The organism is Pseudomonas sp. NPDC090201, from assembly GCF_044746825.1.
GTDB classification, from domain to species: domain Bacteria; phylum Pseudomonadota; class Gammaproteobacteria; order Pseudomonadales; family Pseudomonadaceae; genus Aquipseudomonas; species Aquipseudomonas putida_AD.
Genome location: NZ_JBIVCX010000002.1, coordinates 107721 through 122204, shown reverse-complemented (window position 1 = coordinate 122204; position 14484 = coordinate 107721). Strand labels below are relative to the sequence as shown.

The 14484-nt window shown below is 62.2% G+C and carries 16 protein-coding genes; 13 read left to right on the top strand and 3 right to left on the bottom strand.

The window, feature by feature from the left end; all coding sequences use genetic code 11:
- The first annotated feature begins 101 nt into the window (after window positions 1-101).
- From cgtA to ACIPOO_RS06850, 3 genes are all read left to right on the top strand, one after another.
- Window positions 102-1328 carry an Obg family GTPase CgtA gene (cgtA, locus tag ACIPOO_RS06860; RefSeq protein WP_400605369.1) on the top strand — a complete coding sequence of 409 codons (1227 nt, stop codon included), beginning with the start codon at window positions 102-104 and terminating at the stop codon, window positions 1326-1328.
- An 85-nt stretch (window positions 1329-1413) separates the two neighbouring features.
- Window positions 1414-2532, top strand: a complete 1119-nt coding sequence (proB, locus tag ACIPOO_RS06855; protein ID WP_400605367.1) for a glutamate 5-kinase — start codon at window positions 1414-1416, stop codon at window positions 2530-2532.
- 22 nt (window positions 2533-2554) lie between these two features.
- Entirely contained in the window at window positions 2555-3025 is a 471-nt protein-coding gene (locus tag ACIPOO_RS06850) for a CreA family protein (protein WP_274133668.1), read from the top strand.
- A gap of 244 nt (window positions 3026-3269) precedes the next feature.
- Here the strand turns inward: ACIPOO_RS06850 and rpsT are convergent, their stop codons facing one another.
- A complete protein-coding gene (rpsT, locus tag ACIPOO_RS06845; protein ID WP_108237862.1) occupies window positions 3270-3545 on the bottom strand; it encodes a 30S ribosomal protein S20 in 276 nt (91 codons plus the stop codon).
- A 250-nt stretch (window positions 3546-3795) separates the two neighbouring features.
- Here rpsT and murJ point away from each other — a divergent pair, with 250 nt between their 5' ends.
- The 6 genes from murJ (at window position 3796) to ispH (ending at window position 11222) form a co-directional block, all read left to right on the top strand.
- Window positions 3796-5340: a murein biosynthesis integral membrane protein MurJ gene (gene murJ / locus ACIPOO_RS06840; protein WP_400605364.1), complete on the top strand. Its 1545-nt coding sequence runs from the start codon at window positions 3796-3798 to the stop codon at window positions 5338-5340.
- Between the two features lie 118 nt (window positions 5341-5458).
- On the top strand, window positions 5459-6394 hold the full coding sequence (ribF, locus tag ACIPOO_RS06835) for a bifunctional riboflavin kinase/FAD synthetase (protein ID WP_274133666.1): 936 nt from the start codon (window positions 5459-5461) through the stop codon (window positions 6392-6394).
- A 13-nt stretch (window positions 6395-6407) separates the two neighbouring features.
- Window positions 6408-9239, top strand: coding sequence for an isoleucine--tRNA ligase (ileS, locus tag ACIPOO_RS06830; RefSeq protein ID WP_400605361.1), 2832 nt, complete (start codon window positions 6408-6410; stop codon window positions 9237-9239).
- Window positions 9232-9747, top strand: coding sequence for a signal peptidase II (lspA, locus tag ACIPOO_RS06825; RefSeq protein WP_274133664.1), 516 nt, complete (start codon window positions 9232-9234; stop codon window positions 9745-9747). Before ileS ends, lspA begins: the two co-directional genes overlap by 8 nt.
- Window positions 9740-10192, top strand: coding sequence for an FKBP-type peptidyl-prolyl cis-trans isomerase (gene fkpB / locus ACIPOO_RS06820; RefSeq protein ID WP_400605359.1), 453 nt, complete (start codon window positions 9740-9742; stop codon window positions 10190-10192). The genes lspA and fkpB overlap by 8 nt, the downstream gene beginning before the upstream one ends.
- Before the next feature lie 82 nt (window positions 10193-10274).
- Complete coding sequence (gene ispH, locus ACIPOO_RS06815) at window positions 10275-11222, top strand: 4-hydroxy-3-methylbut-2-enyl diphosphate reductase (RefSeq protein ID WP_400605357.1); 948 nt, start codon at window positions 10275-10277, stop codon at window positions 11220-11222.
- Window positions 11223-11239: 17 nt separating this feature from the next.
- Here the strand turns inward: ispH and ACIPOO_RS06810 are convergent, their stop codons facing one another.
- Window positions 11240-11743, bottom strand: coding sequence for a GspH/FimT family protein (locus ACIPOO_RS06810; RefSeq protein WP_400605355.1), 504 nt, complete (start codon window positions 11741-11743; stop codon window positions 11240-11242).
- Window positions 11744-11913: 170 nt separating this feature from the next.
- Here ACIPOO_RS06810 and pilV point away from each other — a divergent pair, with 170 nt between their 5' ends.
- The 4 genes from pilV to ACIPOO_RS06790 are packed head-to-tail and all read left to right on the top strand — an operon-like array spanning window position 11914 to window position 13993.
- Window positions 11914-12369 (top strand): type IV pilus modification protein PilV, encoded by a 456-nt coding sequence (pilV, locus tag ACIPOO_RS06805; RefSeq protein ID WP_400605353.1) that lies wholly within the window; start codon window positions 11914-11916, stop codon window positions 12367-12369.
- A complete protein-coding gene (locus tag ACIPOO_RS06800) occupies window positions 12366-13067 on the top strand; it encodes a PilW family protein (protein WP_400605351.1) in 702 nt (233 codons plus the stop codon). The genes pilV and ACIPOO_RS06800 overlap by 4 nt, the downstream gene beginning before the upstream one ends.
- Window positions 13068-13078: 11 nt before the next feature.
- A complete protein-coding gene (locus tag ACIPOO_RS06795; RefSeq protein ID WP_400605349.1) occupies window positions 13079-13558 on the top strand; it encodes a PilX N-terminal domain-containing pilus assembly protein in 480 nt (159 codons plus the stop codon).
- A gap of 12 nt (window positions 13559-13570) precedes the next feature.
- Window positions 13571-13993 (top strand): type IV pilin protein, encoded by a 423-nt coding sequence (locus ACIPOO_RS06790; protein ID WP_400605347.1) that lies wholly within the window; start codon window positions 13571-13573, stop codon window positions 13991-13993.
- Between the two features lie 5 nt (window positions 13994-13998).
- Here ACIPOO_RS06790 and ACIPOO_RS06785 read toward each other — a convergent pair whose 3' ends face one another.
- Window positions 13999-14475 carry a type IV pilin protein gene (locus ACIPOO_RS06785; protein WP_400605345.1) on the bottom strand — a complete coding sequence of 159 codons (477 nt, stop codon included), beginning with the start codon at window positions 14473-14475 and terminating at the stop codon, window positions 13999-14001.
- Window positions 14476-14484: the final 9 nt, after the last annotated feature.

The window sequence follows — 14484 nt, the reverse complement described above, 5'->3', positions numbered from 1 at the left end:
GTGTGAGGCGCTGGTTTCTGATCGGTATCGCAACGCTCATCTTTGCAAGAGCCTTATGAATTTATGTTGTTTGCTCGTCTTTGTGACGGGAGGCGTGCGTTATGAAATTTGTTGATGAAGTATCCATTCGGGTGAAGGCCGGTGACGGCGGCAACGGTTGCATGAGCTTCCGTCGCGAAAAATTCATCGAAAACGGTGGTCCTAACGGCGGTGACGGTGGTGATGGCGGCTCGATCTACATGGTCGCCGACGAAAACCTCAACACCCTGGTCGACTACCGCTACACCCGCCACTTCGATGCCGAGCGCGGTTCCAACGGTGGTAGCACCGATTGCACCGGCCGCAAGGGTGAAGACCTGGTGCTGCGCGTACCGGTCGGTACCACGGTGATCGACGCCAGCACCCAGGAAATCATCGGTGACCTGACCAAAGCCGGTCAGCGCCTGATGGTGGTGCAGGGTGGTTGGCACGGTCTGGGCAACACCCGTTTCAAATCCAGTACCAACCGCGCGCCGCGCCAGACTACGCCAGGCAAGCCGGGCGAGCAGCGTGACCTGAAGCTCGAAATGAAAGTGCTGGCCGACGTTGGTCTGCTGGGTCTGCCGAACGCGGGCAAAAGCACCTTCATCCGTTCGGTTTCGGCCGCCAAGCCAAAGGTTGCGGACTATCCGTTCACCACGCTGGTGCCAAACCTGGGCGTAGTCAGCGTCGACCGCTGGAAGAGCTTTGTCATCGCCGACATTCCCGGCCTGATCGAAGGCGCATCCGACGGCGCGGGCCTGGGCATTCGCTTCCTCAAGCACTTGGCGCGTACCCGTCTGTTGCTGCACCTCGTGGACATGGCGCCACTGGACGAAAGCGATCCGGCCGATGCCGCCGAAGTGATCGTCAACGAGCTGCTCAAGTTCAGCCCGGCGCTGACGGATCGCGATCGCTGGCTGGTCCTGAACAAGTGCGACATGCTGCCGGAAGAAGAGCATGAAGCGATCAAGCAGCGGATTATCGAGCGCCTGAACTGGGAAGGTCCGGTCTACATGATCTCGGCGATTTCCAAGCTGGGTACCGAGCGCATCAGCCACGACATCATGCGTTACCTGGAAGACCGTGCCGATCGCCTGGCCAATGACCCGGCCTACGCCGAAGAACTGGCTGAGCTGGATCAGCGCATCGAAGACGAAGCCCGTGCCCAGTTGCAGGCGCTGGACGATGCCCGTGCCCTGCGTCGCAGCGGCGTGAAGAGCGTGCATGACATCGGCGATGACGATGATTGGGATGAAGATGACGTGGACGATGAAGATGGTCCGGAAATCATTTACGTCCGTGAGTGATCGAGTGAAGTAAACTACAGCGCCGCTCCCAGAGCGGCGTTTTAGTATCTTGGATTTGTACTTTCTGGCTTAAGGTTGAAAGATCATGCGGAGCAAGGTGACAGGTGCCCAGCGTTGGGTTGTGAAGATCGGAAGTGCGCTGCTGACGGCGGACGGCAAGGGTCTTGATCGCAACGCGATGGGTGTTTGGGTCGAGCAGATGGTGGCGCTGCATGAAGCGGGCGTCGAACTGGTTCTGGTTTCTTCCGGTGCGGTGGCCGCCGGTATGAGTCGCCTGGGCTGGGCTGTACGACCGAGTGCCATGCATGAGCTTCAGGCAGCGGCGGCGATTGGCCAGATGGGCCTGGTGCAGGCCTGGGAGTCGAGTTTTGCCGAGCATGACCGGCACACCGCGCAGATCCTGCTGACCCACGACGACCTGTCCGACCGCAAGCGCTACCTCAATGCCCGCAGTACGCTGCGCACGCTGGTTGAGCTGGGCGTAGTGCCGGTCATCAACGAAAACGACACGGTGGTCACTGACGAAATCCGTTTCGGCGACAACGACACCCTGGCGGCGCTGGTGGCCAACCTGGTCGAGGCGGACTTGCTGGTGATCCTGACGGACCGCGACGGCATGTTCGACGCCGATCCGCGCAACAATCCCGAGGCGCAGCTTATCTACGAAGCCCGTGCCGATGATCCTGCGCTCGACGCCGTGGCAGGCGGTACCGGTGGTGCGCTGGGGCGCGGCGGCATGCAGACCAAGCTGCGTGCGGCGCGTCTGGCGGCCCGTTCGGGTGCTCACACGGTGATCGTCGGTGGTCGTATCGAGCGCGTGCTGGCACGCCTCAAGGCCGGTGAGCGGCTGGGCACGCTGCTGTCGCCTGAGCGCGGCATGCTGGCGGCGCGCAAGCAATGGCTGGCAGGGCATCTGCAGACGCGCGGCACCCTGGTGCTGGATGACGGCGCGGTCAAGGCGCTGACCGAAAGCAACAAGAGCCTGCTGCCTGTGGGTGTGAAAGTGGTCCAGGGCAGTTTCCGTCGCGGCGAGATGGTGGTGTGCGTGGCTGCGGACGGTCGCGAGATCGCTCGGGGCCTGAGCAACTACAGTGCCCTTGAAGCGCAGAAGATCATCGGTCAGCCCTCCGATGCCATCGTCAAGGAGTTGGGCTACATGGCCGAGCCCGAGCTTGTGCACCGCGACAACCTGATTCTGGTCTGATCCTTCATATAAGGAAGCTGCAATGCGAATCGTGAAAGGGATAGTGGGCGCGCTGCTGATGCTGCCTTTGCTGGCGTCGGCCGAAGAGATTGGCCAGGTGTCGACGGTGTTCAAGTTCGTCGGCCCCAATGACCGGATCGTGGTCGAGGCGTTCGATGATCCCAAGGTCGATGGCGTGACCTGCTACCTGTCCCGGGCCAAGACGGGCGGCCTCAAGGGTGGGCTGGGTCTGGCGGAAGACCGTGCCGAGGCGTCCATTGCCTGCCGCCAGGTCGGGCCGATTCACTTCAAGGGTGAGTTGAAGGACGGCGACGAAGTGTTCAAGGAGCGCACCTCGCTGGTGTTCAAGACCATGCAGGTGGTGCGTTTCTTGGACAAGAAGCGCAATACTCTGGTGTATCTGGTGTACAGCGACCGTGTGATCGAGGGTAGCCCGCAGAATGCGGTGACGGCGATTCCGATCTTGCCTTGGGCGCCTGCGCCGGCTCCGTGATTGGCTTGGGAATGGTTACTCTGATGCCCTTTGGGTTTGTCGCGGGCAAGCGCGCTCCTACATTTGTTGCAACGTGCCATCGTCTGTTGCAACGTGCCTCGCTCTCGTAGCAGTCCGGCTTGCCGGCGTCAGCGGTTTCAAATCCATGACGCCGGCAAGCCGGACTGCTACGGGGCGGGTGGTGACATCAAATCGCGGGCAATAAAAAACCGACCCTGAGGTCGGTTTTTTAATAAGCGGTCGCTTAGGCTGCAGCTTGGTTCAGAGCCTTGACGTGACCGTTCAGGCGGCTCTTATGACGAGCGGCCTTGTTCTTGTGGATGATGCCTTTATCGGCCATACGGTCGATAACTGGCACAGCCAGAACATAAGCGGCTTGCGCTTTAGCAGCGTCTTTAGCGTCGATGGCCTTAACTACGTTCTTGATGTAGGTACGAACCATGGAACGCAGGCTGGCGTTGTGGCTGCGACGCTTCTCAGCCTGTTTTGCACGTTTTTTGGCGGAAGGTGAGTTGGCCACCGTCGAGCTCCTCGAAAGACTTGGGAAATAGCTAACAAAATAGGCCGCGAATCATGCCGATGAGTTTGATGCTTGTCAAGGGCGGATGATGCGTTCCGCTGAGTGGTCGCCGTGTGATGCCAGGGTTATTTCTTTCCGGCGTACGACCTGTAAACTCGCGGGTTTTGGCTCAGTGCTGTTTTGCGGCGCGGAGTATCGCATAAATGGACAGCGCTTACGCGCATCCTTTGGTCGGGCGCACACACTTTAGATGAATCTACTCAAATCGCTTGCCGCCGTAAGCTCTATCACGATGCTTTCTCGGGTCCTGGGTTTTATCCGCGACACGATCATCGCCCGGGCATTCGGGGCTGGAATGGCAACGGATGCCTTCTTCATCGCATTCAAGCTGCCCAACCTGCTGCGCCGGATTTTCGCCGAGGGCGCCTTCTCCCAGGCCTTCGTGCCGATCCTGGCCGAATATAAAAGCCAGCAGGGCGAAGAAGCCACCCGCACCTTTGTCGCTTATGTCACCGGCCTGCTGACGCTGGCCCTGGCGCTGGTCACGGTACTGGGGATCGTCTTCGCGCCGTGGGTGATCTGGGCCACCGCGCCGGGCTTTGCCGACACGCCGGAAAAATTCCAGCTGACCTCCGACCTGCTGCGCGTCACCTTTCCTTATATATTGCTGATCTCGCTGTCATCGCTGGCGGGGGCGATCCTCAACACCTGGAACCGCTTCTCGGTGCCGGCCTTCGTGCCGACCCTGCTCAACCTGTCGATGATCGTGTTCGCGCTGTTTCTCACGCCGTACTTCCATCCGCCGGTCATGGCCCTGGGCTGGGCGGTGCTGGCGGGCGGTCTGCTGCAATTGCTCTATCAACTGCCGCATTTGAAGAAGATCGGCATGCTGGTCCTGCCACGCCTCAATCTTCGCGACACCGGTGTGTGGCGGGTGATGAAGCAGATGCTGCCGGCCATGCTCGGCGTGTCGGTTAGCCAGATTTCGCTGATCATCAACACCATCTTTGCCTCCTTTCTGGTGGCAGGCTCGGTGTCCTGGATGTACTACGCCGACCGCCTGATGGAATTGCCCTCCGGTGTGCTGGGTGTCGCGCTGGGGACGATCCTGCTGCCGATCCTGTCGAAAACCTACGCCAACAAGGACCGCCACGAATATTCGCGCATTCTCGATTGGGGGCTGCGGTTGTGTTTCGTGCTGGTGCTGCCCTGTACGCTGGCGCTGGGGCTTCTGGCCGAGCCGTTGACCGTTTCGTTGTTCCAGTACGGCAAGTTCGACGGCCATGACGCGCTCATGACCCAGCGTGCATTGATTGGTTACGCGGTGGGGCTGTTGGGTATCATTGTGGTCAAGGTGCTCGCGCCCGGCTTCTACGCGCAGCAGAACATCCGCACCCCGGTGAAGATCGCCATCTTCACCCTGGTGGTGACTCAGGCGTTCAACGTGCTGTTCGTGTTCGGCATCCACCTGGCCCACGCGGGCCTGGCGCTGGCGATCAGCATGGGGGCCTGCCTCAATGGCCTGCTGCTGTTCTGGCAGTTGCGCAAGCAGGACCTGTTCCAGCCGCAGCCGGGCTGGCCGGTGTTTCTCATCAAGCTGCTGGTTGCCGTGTCGGTGATGTCCGCGGTGTTGCTGGGCCTGATGCATGTCATGCCGGCCTGGTCGGATGGCCAGATGCTCGACCGCTTCCTTCGTCTGGGCGGGTTGGTGATCGCCGGTGTCGTTGCGTATTTCGGCATGTTGCTGTTGCTGGGCTTCCGCCTGAAAGACTTCGCCCGCAAGGCGATCCTGTAGGATCAGTCGTCGGTTTATGCCGGTTAACGTCGATTGTTGCGTTTTGCCTGGGTGTGTCGCCTGTCGTTGAGGGCGGTGTGTGGTTATAATCGGCCACTTTATGAGCAAGAAGCGCGTTATGCAGCTGGTTCGAGGTCTTCACAACCTGCGCCCCCAGCATCGGGGCTGCGTCGCCACCATTGGCAACTTCGACGGGGTTCACCGTGGCCACCAGGCTATCCTGGCGCGTCTGCGTGAGCGTGCCGTCGAGCTGGGCCTGCCCAGTTGCGTGGTGATTTTCGAGCCGCAACCGCGCGAGTTCTTTGCCCCCGAGACGGCTCCAGCACGTCTGGCGCGCCTGCGCGACAAGCTGGATCTGCTGGCGGGCGAGGGCGTCGATCTGGTGCTGTGCCTGGCGTTCAACCAGCGCCTGAGCAAGCTCTCCGCCGCCGAGTTCGTCGACACCGTACTGGTCGACGGTCTGGGCGTGAAGCATCTGGAGGTCGGCGACGATTTCCGTTTCGGCTGTGACCGGATCGGCGATTTCGACTTCCTGCAAAAGGTCGGCGCCGAAAAAGGCTTCACCGTGGAAGCCGCACAGACCGTCGAAATCGACGGCGTGCGCGTCAGCAGCACCAAGGTGCGAAATGCCCTGGCCGCCGCAGACTTCACCCTGGCCGAGCATCTGCTGGGCCGTCCGTTCGAGATATCCGGCCGTGTGCTGCACGGTCAGAAGCTGGCGCGACAGTTGGGCACGCCCACTGCCAACGTGCAGCTCAAGCGTCGTCGCGTGCCCCTGACCGGTGTCTACCTGGTCAGCGCCGAGATCGACGGCAAGGTCTGGCCGGGTGTCGCCAACATCGGCGTGCGGCCGACCGTGGCGGGGGATGGACGCCCGCACCTTGAAATACATCTTCTGGATTTTGCCGGTGATATCTATGGCCGGCGTTTGACGGTGGTCTTCCACCAAAAGCTGCGCGATGAGCAGCGTTTTGCCTCCCTGGAGGCGCTCAAGACGGCGATCGATGCGGATGTCGCTGCCGCCCGTGCCCATTGGGGCATGGTCAACCGCTAATTTAGAGCCTGAAATGACCGACTACAAAGCCACGCTTAATCTTCCGGACACCGCCTTCCCGATGAAGGCCGGCCTGCCCCAGCGCGAGCCGCAAACTCTGCAGCGCTGGGACAGCATTGGCCTGTACCAGAAGCTGCGCGAAATTGGCAAGGATCGTCCAAAGTTCGTCCTGCACGACGGTCCTCCGTACGCCAACGGCAATATCCACATCGGTCATGCGGTCAACAAGATTCTCAAGGACATGATCGTGCGCTCCAAGACCCTCTCGGGCTTCGACGCGCCTTATGTTCCGGGCTGGGACTGCCACGGCCTGCCGATCGAGCACAAGGTCGAGGTCACCCACGGCAAGAACCTGCCTGCCGACAAGACCCGCGAGCTGTGCCGCGCCTACGCCGCCGAGCAGATCGAGGGCCAGAAGGCCGAGTTCATTCGCTTGGGCGTCCTGGGTGACTGGGCCAACCCGTACCGCACCATGGACTTCGCCAACGAAGCGGGGGAAATCCGTGCGCTTGCCGAAATGGTCAAGAATGGCTTCGTGTTCAAGGGCCTCAAGCCTGTGAACTGGTGCTTCGACTGCGGCTCGGCCCTGGCTGAAGCGGAAGTCGAGTACCAGGACAAGAAATCCTCGACCATCGACGTCGCCTTCCCGGTGGCCGATGCCGACAAGCTCGCCGCCGCCTTCGGCCTGCCGAGCCTGGCCAAGCCTGCTGCCATCGTGATCTGGACCACCACCCCGTGGACCATCCCGGCCAACCAGGCGCTCAACGTTCACCCTGAGTTCAAATACGCGCTGGTCGACACCGGCGAGCGCCTGCTGGTGCTGGCCGAAGAGCTGGTCGAATCCTGCCTCAAGCGCTGGAACCTCGAAGGTTCTGTGATCGCCACTGCGCCGGGTGCGGCCCTTGAGCTGGTCAACTTCAGCCACCCGTTCTACGAGCGCCTGTCGCCAGTGTATCTGGCCGAGTACGTCGAACTGGGCGCGGGCACCGGTGTGGTTCACTCCGCGCCTGCCTATGGCGAGGACGACTTCGCGACCTGCAAACGCTACGGCATGGTCAACGACGACATCCTGACCCCGGTGCAGAGCAACGGCGTCTATGCGCAGTCGCTGGAGTTCTTCGGCGGCCAGTTCATCTGGAAGGCCAACCCGGCCATCGTCGAGAAGCTGCAGGAAGTCGGCGCGCTGTTGCACACCGAAACCATTTCCCACAGCTACATGCACTGCTGGCGCCACAAGACTCCACTGATCTACCGCGCCACCGCGCAGTGGTTCGTGGGCATGGACCGCCAGGCGGCCTCGGGCGCCACCCTGCGCGAAACCGCGGTCAAGGCCATCGAGGACACCAAATTCGTACCGGCCTGGGGCCAGGCGCGCCTGCACTCGATGATCGCCAACCGTCCTGACTGGTGCATCTCCCGTCAGCGCAACTGGGGCGTGCCGATCCCGTTCTTCCTGGACAAGGCAACCGGCGAGCTGCACCCGCGCACCGTCGAGCTGATGGAAGAAGTCGCCAAGCGTGTCGAGAACGAAGGCATCGAAGCCTGGTTCAAGATGGACGCCGCCGAACTGCTGGGCGATGAAGCAGCGCAGTACGACAAGATCTCCGACACCCTGGACGTCTGGTTCGACTCGGGCACCACCCACTGGCACGTGCTGCGCGGTTCCCACCCGATGGGCCACGAGAGCGGCCCGCGCGCCGACCTGTACCTGGAAGGTTCGGACCAGCACCGCGGCTGGTTCCACTCCTCGTTGCTGACTGGCAGCGCGATCGATGGCCATGCGCCGTACCGCGAGCTGCTGACCCACGGCTTCACCGTGGACGAGAACGGCCGCAAGATGTCCAAGTCGCTGGGCAACGTCATCGCGCCGCAGAAGGTCAACGACACCCTGGGCGCCGACATCATGCGCCTGTGGGTTTCGGCCACCGACTACTCGGGCGAGATGGCCGTCTCCGAGACCATCCTGCAGCGCAGCGCCGACGCCTACCGCCGTATCCGCAACACCGCGCGTTTCCTGCTCTCCAACCTGAGCGGCTTCAACCCGGCCACTGACATCCTGCCTGCTGACGAAATGCTGGCACTGGACCGTTGGGCGGTGGATCGCGCCTTGCTGCTGCAGCGCGAGCTGGAAGAGCATTACGGCGAATACCGTTTCTGGAACGTCTACTCCAAGGTGCACAACTTCTGTGTGCAGGAGCTGGGCGGCTTCTACCTGGACATCATCAAGGACCGCCAGTACACCACCGCGGCCAACAGCAAGGCCCGCCGTTCGTGCCAGACCGCGCTGTTCCACATCTCCGAAGCGCTGGTGCGCTGGATCGCCCCGATCCTGGCCTTCACCGCCGACGAGCTGTGGCAGTTCATGCCGGGCGAGCGCAACGAGTCAGTCATGCTCAACACCTGGTACGAAGGCCTGAGCGAGCTGCCGGAAGGCTTCGAGCTGGACCGCGCCTACTGGGAGCGGATCATGGCGGTCAAGACCTCGGTCAACAAGGAACTGGAAAACCAGCGCGCGGCGAAAGCCATCGGTGGCAACCTGCAAGCCGAAGTGACCCTGTACGCCGAAAGCGACCTGACCCTGGACCTGAACAAGCTGGGCGACGAGTTGCGCTTCGTGCTGATCACTTCCAAGGCCAGCGTGGCGCCGTTCGTCGATGCCCCGGCCGATGCCGTGGTCACCGAGGTGGCAGGCCTGAAACTCAAGGTGGTCAAGTCCGGCTACGCCAAGTGCGGCCGTTGCTGGCACTTCCGCGAGGACGTAGGCGTGCACGCCGAGCATCCGGAAATCTGCGGTCGTTGCGTCGATAACATCAGCGGTGCGGGCGAGGTTCGTCACTATGCCTAATGCGTCGGCTGGCCGTATGGGCCGTTTGAGCTGGCTGTGGTTGAGCGTGCTGGTGCTGATCATCGATCAGGCCAGCAAGTACTACTTCGAGAACTCGCTGAGCCTGTACCAACAGATCGTGGTCATCCCCAGCTATTTCAGCTGGACGCTGGCCTACAACACCGGCGCTGCCTTCAGCTTCCTGGCTGACAGCTCCGGCTGGCAGCGCTGGCTGTTCGCCCTGATCGCCGTGGTGGTCAGTGCGGTGCTGGTGGTCTGGCTCAAGCGTCTGGGGCGCAACGAGACCTGGCTGGCCGTCGCCCTGGCCCTGGTGCTGGGCGGCGCGCTGGGCAATCTGTACGACCGCATTGCAATCGGTCACGTCATCGATTTCGTATTGGTGCACTGGGATAACCGCTGGTACTTCCCGGCCTTCAACTTTGCCGACAGTGCCATCACTGTAGGCGCGATCATGCTTGCCCTGGACATGTTCAAGAGCAAGAAAACCGGAGAACCCGTTCATGACTGAACACGCTATTGAAGAAGTCCGCATCGGTCAGAACACGGAAGTTACCCTGCACTTCGCTTTGCATCTGGAAAACGGCGACACTGTAGACAGCACCTTCGACAAGGCCCCGGCCACGTTCAAGGTGGGTGACGGTAGCCTGTTGCCGGGCTTCGAAGCCCTGCTGTTCGGCTTCAAGGCCGGCGACAAGCGCACCCTGCAGGTCCCGCCAGAGAACGCTTTTGGCCAGCCCAACCCGCAGAACGTGCAGATCATGCCGCGTTCGCAGTTCCAGAACATGGAACTGGCCGAAGGCCTGCTGGTGATCTTCAACGATGCGGCCAATACCGAGCTGCCGGGCGTGGTGAAGGCGTTTGACGACGATCAGGTGACCGTCGACTTCAACCATCCGCTGTCGGGCAAGACGTTGACCTTCGAAGTGGAAATCTTCGAGGTGAAGGCTCTCTGAGCGATCAGGTAGTCTGTGGCCCCGACATGGCTCGGGGCCTTTTCGTTTTTATGTTTCATTGCGCGTAGACACGAGGCACATCATGCATATCAAACTCGCCAACCCACGTGGCTTCTGCGCCGGGGTGGACCGTGCGATCGAAATCGTCAATCGCGCGCTGGAAGTGTTTGGCCCGCCGATCTACGTGCGCCATGAAGTGGTTCATAACAAATTCGTCGTCGAAGACCTGCGCAGCCGTGGCGCGATCTTCGTCGAAGAGCTCGACCAGGTGCCGGACGACGTCATCGTCATTTTCAGCGCCCACGGAGTGTCCCAGGCCGTGCGCAGCGAAGCGGCAGGCCGTGGCCTGAAAGTCTTCGACGCCACTTGCCCACTGGTCACCAAGGTTCACATCGAGGTTGCCCGTTACAGCCGCGATGGTCGCGAATGCATCCTGATCGGCCATGAAGGCCACCCGGAAGTCGAAGGCACCATGGGCCAGTACGACGCCAGCAATGGCGGCGCGATCTATCTGGTCGAGGATGAAGAAGACGTTGCCAACCTCAAGGTGCAAAACCCCGAGAAGCTCGCCTTCGTGACCCAGACCACGCTGTCCATGGACGACACCAGCCGCGTGATCGACGCCCTGCGTTCTCGTTTCCCGGCCATCGGCGGGCCGCGCAAGGACGACATCTGCTACGCCACGCAAAACCGTCAGGATGCCGTGAAACAGCTGGCTGACGAGTGCGACGTGGTGCTGGTGGTCGGCAGCCCCAACAGCTCCAACTCCAACCGCCTGCGCGAGCTGGCCGAGCGCATGGCGACCCCGGCCTACCTGATCGATGGCGCCGAAGACATGCAACGCAGCTGGTTCGACGGCGTCGAGCGGATCGGCATCACCGCAGGGGCTTCCGCACCTGAGGTGCTGGTGCGCGGCGTGATTCAGCAACTGCAAGCTTGGGGTGCCACGGGCGCTGACGAGCTGGCAGGGCGCGAAGAGAACATCACCTTCTCGATGCCCAAGGAACTGCGCGTCAAGCAGGTCCAGTAAGCGCAGCGCCAGCGGGCTCAGGTGCAGGGCTCGCTGCTGAAGCCCTCGTCGCGCAGGATGATCCGGCCGGTCACGGCGATCACCACCTGATAATGGCTGGCGGGCGAATCATCGCGACACACCGCCAGCGTGCCGTTGGCACTTTCCAGCGGCCTTCCGGCGCGGTCGAAACCGACCCGCTCGGCCACCTTGCTGTTGCCTATCACCTTCACGTTCCGGTGGCCGCTGAACTCGGCCAGCAGGTACTCGGCATCGCCCGGCAGTTGCTGGCGTCGGCTGTCTACGAACACGCTCCAGCCCTTGCTCCAGTTGCCGTCGTTTGCCTGCACCACCACCGGCTGATTGCGCAGGATGGCCTCGGCGCGGGCCATGCGCAGGCTGCTGGTGAGTTGCTGTGCGGTGTCCTGGCGTCGCTGTGAATCGATGAATGCCCCAAGGCTCGGCGCGGCCAGGGCGGCCACTATGCCGAGCAGCGCAAGCCCGGCCAGCAACTCCAGCAGCGTCAGTCCGTCTTGCCTCATGTTTCAGCCCTCCCTTGCCTCAGCGCGCCCTAGAAGACTCCTGTTGCGAGGGATAGACAATCTCCGGATTGTCAGCCGGTGTGTCCGCAAGCTGCGGTTACACACCTGTCGGGCAGGACGTCGCGGATCGGCTTCAATGGTCACTGCACAGGGACTTGCGGAGGTGAGCGATGGGGGCAGGAGCAGGGCAGGCGGGGGCAACCCTGATCGAAGTGATGGTCGCATTGCTGGTGCTCGGTGTCGGCATTCTGGGCGTGGCTTTGTTGCAGCTCAATGCGCTGAAACACTCCGACAGCGCGATGCGCAGCACCCAGGTGAGCTTCGTTGCCCAGGACTTGCTGGAACGGGTTCGCGCCAACCCCGACGGCCATTACGCGCTGGCATCCCTCAGCCAGGCGCCGTCTGCCGCCAGCTTTGAAAGTCCACGAGACCAGGACCTGTTCGACTTCGCCGATCAGTTGCGGCGCATGGCCGGCAGTGACGTTCAGGCATCCATCGCCGTGGCCGGCAGCCAGGTTACGGTCACCGTGGACTGGAACGACTCAAGGGCCCAGGGCTCCGAGGGTTATACCCGCACATTGTCCCTGAGCAGCCTGATCAAACCGCTGTGGGGTGCCCAGCCTTGAAGCGCGCAACCCGCGGCTTCGGCTTGGTCGAAATCATGCTGGCGCTGTTGCTGGGGCTGGTGATTTCGCTGGCCCTGGCGCAGATCTTCATCACCTCCCGTAGTACCTTCCTGAGCCAGGCGGCGTCGGCCAGCCTGCAGGAGGACGCCCGGTTCGTGCTGGCCAAGATGATTCAGGAGGTGCGTCTGGCCGGTGCGTTCGGTTGCCTGGCCAGTGTGCGGGACGAGAGCACTGGCGCAGCGTTCTCGGCGGCCTTTCGTTCACCGGTTCAGTGGGATGCACCCCAAAGCGCGTTGACGCTCAACACCACTGCACCCGCCGACAGCGGTTCGTGGCACAACTGGGAAATCCACACCGATTGCACGTCCACGGCCATTGCCTGGACCCGAGGGCGAGCGCCGAAACCTGCCGAAGGCGAGCACGTGCTGGCGATTCATCAACAGGTCTACCGACTCAATCAAGGCGCCGGCGAGCTGACCCTCAACGGCCAGCCGCTGATCAGCAACGTGGGTGCGTTCGAGGTGCTGTTCGGTGTCGCCAGCGCCGCCGACGCACCGGGCATTGCCCGCTACACCGCGCAACCCGACCCCGGGTTGATTCGCAGCGTGCGCCTGGCATTGACGCTGCTCGACCCCGCTGACCGCACCCGGGAGCAGACCTTCAGCGTCGTCGCCGCCATTCGTAACCGTACCGGTTGAGGAGAGCGCAGATGAATGCTGAACGAGGCGCGGTGCTGATCGCCGCCCTGGCATTTCTGGTGCTGGCGACTGTGCTTGCCACCTCATCGATGCAAAACGCCACCCTGCAGGAGAAGGTGGCGGGCAGCCTGCAACGACGCAACTTGGCGTTGCAGACGGCCGAGACGGTTTTGAGAACCGGTGAAGCGCAGGTGGCTGCCCCCGGCTTTCTCCTGCCCGAGTGCTCCGGCCCGGCCACCTGCATGCCACCACCGGAGGCCTTGACGCTGTCGGGCGCTGGCAGCGGCGGAGGCTCAGGTGTGAACTGGCTGGCGGGCGCGGGTGGGGTCTACGGCATCCAGCACCTCGGGCAAACCGAAGATCCGGCCCATGGCAACGGGCCTGCCTCGCTGTACCGGATCACGGCGGTGGTGATACAGGGCAGCTCGCGGACGGTGCTTGAGAGCATCCACACCGCCGAGCGGCGGATCATGTGGCGACAACGGCAATGAGGAGGCAGGGAGATGGCAGCCAGCAACAGGGGATTCTCGATGATCGAACTGCTGGTCGCCGTGGCGATCGTCGCGATTCTCGCCGGCGTCGCCTACCCGGCGTACACCGAGTATTCGAAGAAAGCCCGCCGCTCGGAAATCGCGGCGCTTCTGGTTGAAGAGGCACAAAGGCTGGAGCGTTTTTATTCACGCGCCGCCCGGTACTCAGATGTCATCGGGCCGCCCGCGCACAGGCATGAGGTCACGGCTGGCAACGGCTTCTACGCCATCGAGGCCGAGCGCTCCGAAGATAGATTCGTGCTGGTGGCGACGCCGACAGCCAGCGCGCTCATGGCAGGGGACCGCTGCGGCGCGTTCGTGCTGGAGAACACTGGCAAGCGCGACAACCTTGGGATGTCGGGTGATGCCAGTGTCCAGCAGTGTTGGGGGCGGTGAGGGGATTATTTGAAGCAGTCGGTGCCTGCGGTCGAGGTTTTGTTGCCCGCCTGATCGATTGTCAGGGTTCCACATGAATCATTAGCTTGAGAGCCCTGGGGGACGACCTTAAAGCTGTAGGTGGTGGCCGTGGTGCTCACAACCGACAGTTTGTATTTGCCAGTGGTCGAGCTTGTGTCTGTAACGTCGCTCGCCTTGATGTCGGCTTTACCGGTCGCGAGTTTCGTCGCGTTGATATCAGCATCAGTGACTAACCCCATTGACGCAGGGGTTGCCCCAACATAGGTGTTGTTCTGGGCGTAAAAACGCTCAGCCCGCGCCGCGGCATCGCTCAACTGAGCAAGACCTTCAGACCGATAGCCCCGCTGTACGTATTTGGTGTAGGACGGATAAGCCACGGCCGCAAGAATCGCGACAATCGCGACGGTGATCATCAGCTCGATGAGGGTGAAGCCGCGCTGTGGGTTAGGTCGGAAGATCATAGCTGTCGT

Excerpts from the sequence above, each read along its gene's own strand:
- cgtA (WP_400605369.1), top strand. The coding sequence starts at position 102 with ATGAAATTTGTTGATGAAGTATCCATTCGGGTGAAGGCCGGTGACGGC.
- proB (WP_400605367.1), top strand. The coding sequence starts at position 1,414 with ATGCGGAGCAAGGTGACAGGTGCCCAGCGTTGGGTTGTGAAGATCGGA.
- ACIPOO_RS06850 (WP_274133668.1), top strand. The coding sequence starts at position 2,555 with ATGCGAATCGTGAAAGGGATAGTGGGCGCGCTGCTGATGCTGCCTTTG.
- murJ (WP_400605364.1), top strand. The coding sequence starts at position 3,796 with ATGAATCTACTCAAATCGCTTGCCGCCGTAAGCTCTATCACGATGCTT.
- ribF (WP_274133666.1), top strand. The coding sequence starts at position 5,459 with ATGCAGCTGGTTCGAGGTCTTCACAACCTGCGCCCCCAGCATCGGGGC.
- ileS (WP_400605361.1), top strand. The coding sequence starts at position 6,408 with ATGACCGACTACAAAGCCACGCTTAATCTTCCGGACACCGCCTTCCCG.
- lspA (WP_274133664.1), top strand. The coding sequence starts at position 9,232 with ATGCCTAATGCGTCGGCTGGCCGTATGGGCCGTTTGAGCTGGCTGTGG.
- fkpB (WP_400605359.1), top strand. The coding sequence starts at position 9,740 with ATGACTGAACACGCTATTGAAGAAGTCCGCATCGGTCAGAACACGGAA.
- ispH (WP_400605357.1), top strand. The coding sequence starts at position 10,275 with ATGCATATCAAACTCGCCAACCCACGTGGCTTCTGCGCCGGGGTGGAC.
- ACIPOO_RS06810 (WP_400605355.1), bottom strand. The coding sequence starts at position 11,743 with ATGAGGCAAGACGGACTGACGCTGCTGGAGTTGCTGGCCGGGCTTGCG.
- pilV (WP_400605353.1), top strand. The coding sequence starts at position 11,914 with ATGGGGGCAGGAGCAGGGCAGGCGGGGGCAACCCTGATCGAAGTGATG.
- ACIPOO_RS06795 (WP_400605349.1), top strand. The coding sequence starts at position 13,079 with ATGAATGCTGAACGAGGCGCGGTGCTGATCGCCGCCCTGGCATTTCTG.
- ACIPOO_RS06790 (WP_400605347.1), top strand. The coding sequence starts at position 13,571 with ATGGCAGCCAGCAACAGGGGATTCTCGATGATCGAACTGCTGGTCGCC.
- ACIPOO_RS06785 (WP_400605345.1), bottom strand. The coding sequence starts at position 14,475 with ATGATCTTCCGACCTAACCCACAGCGCGGCTTCACCCTCATCGAGCTG.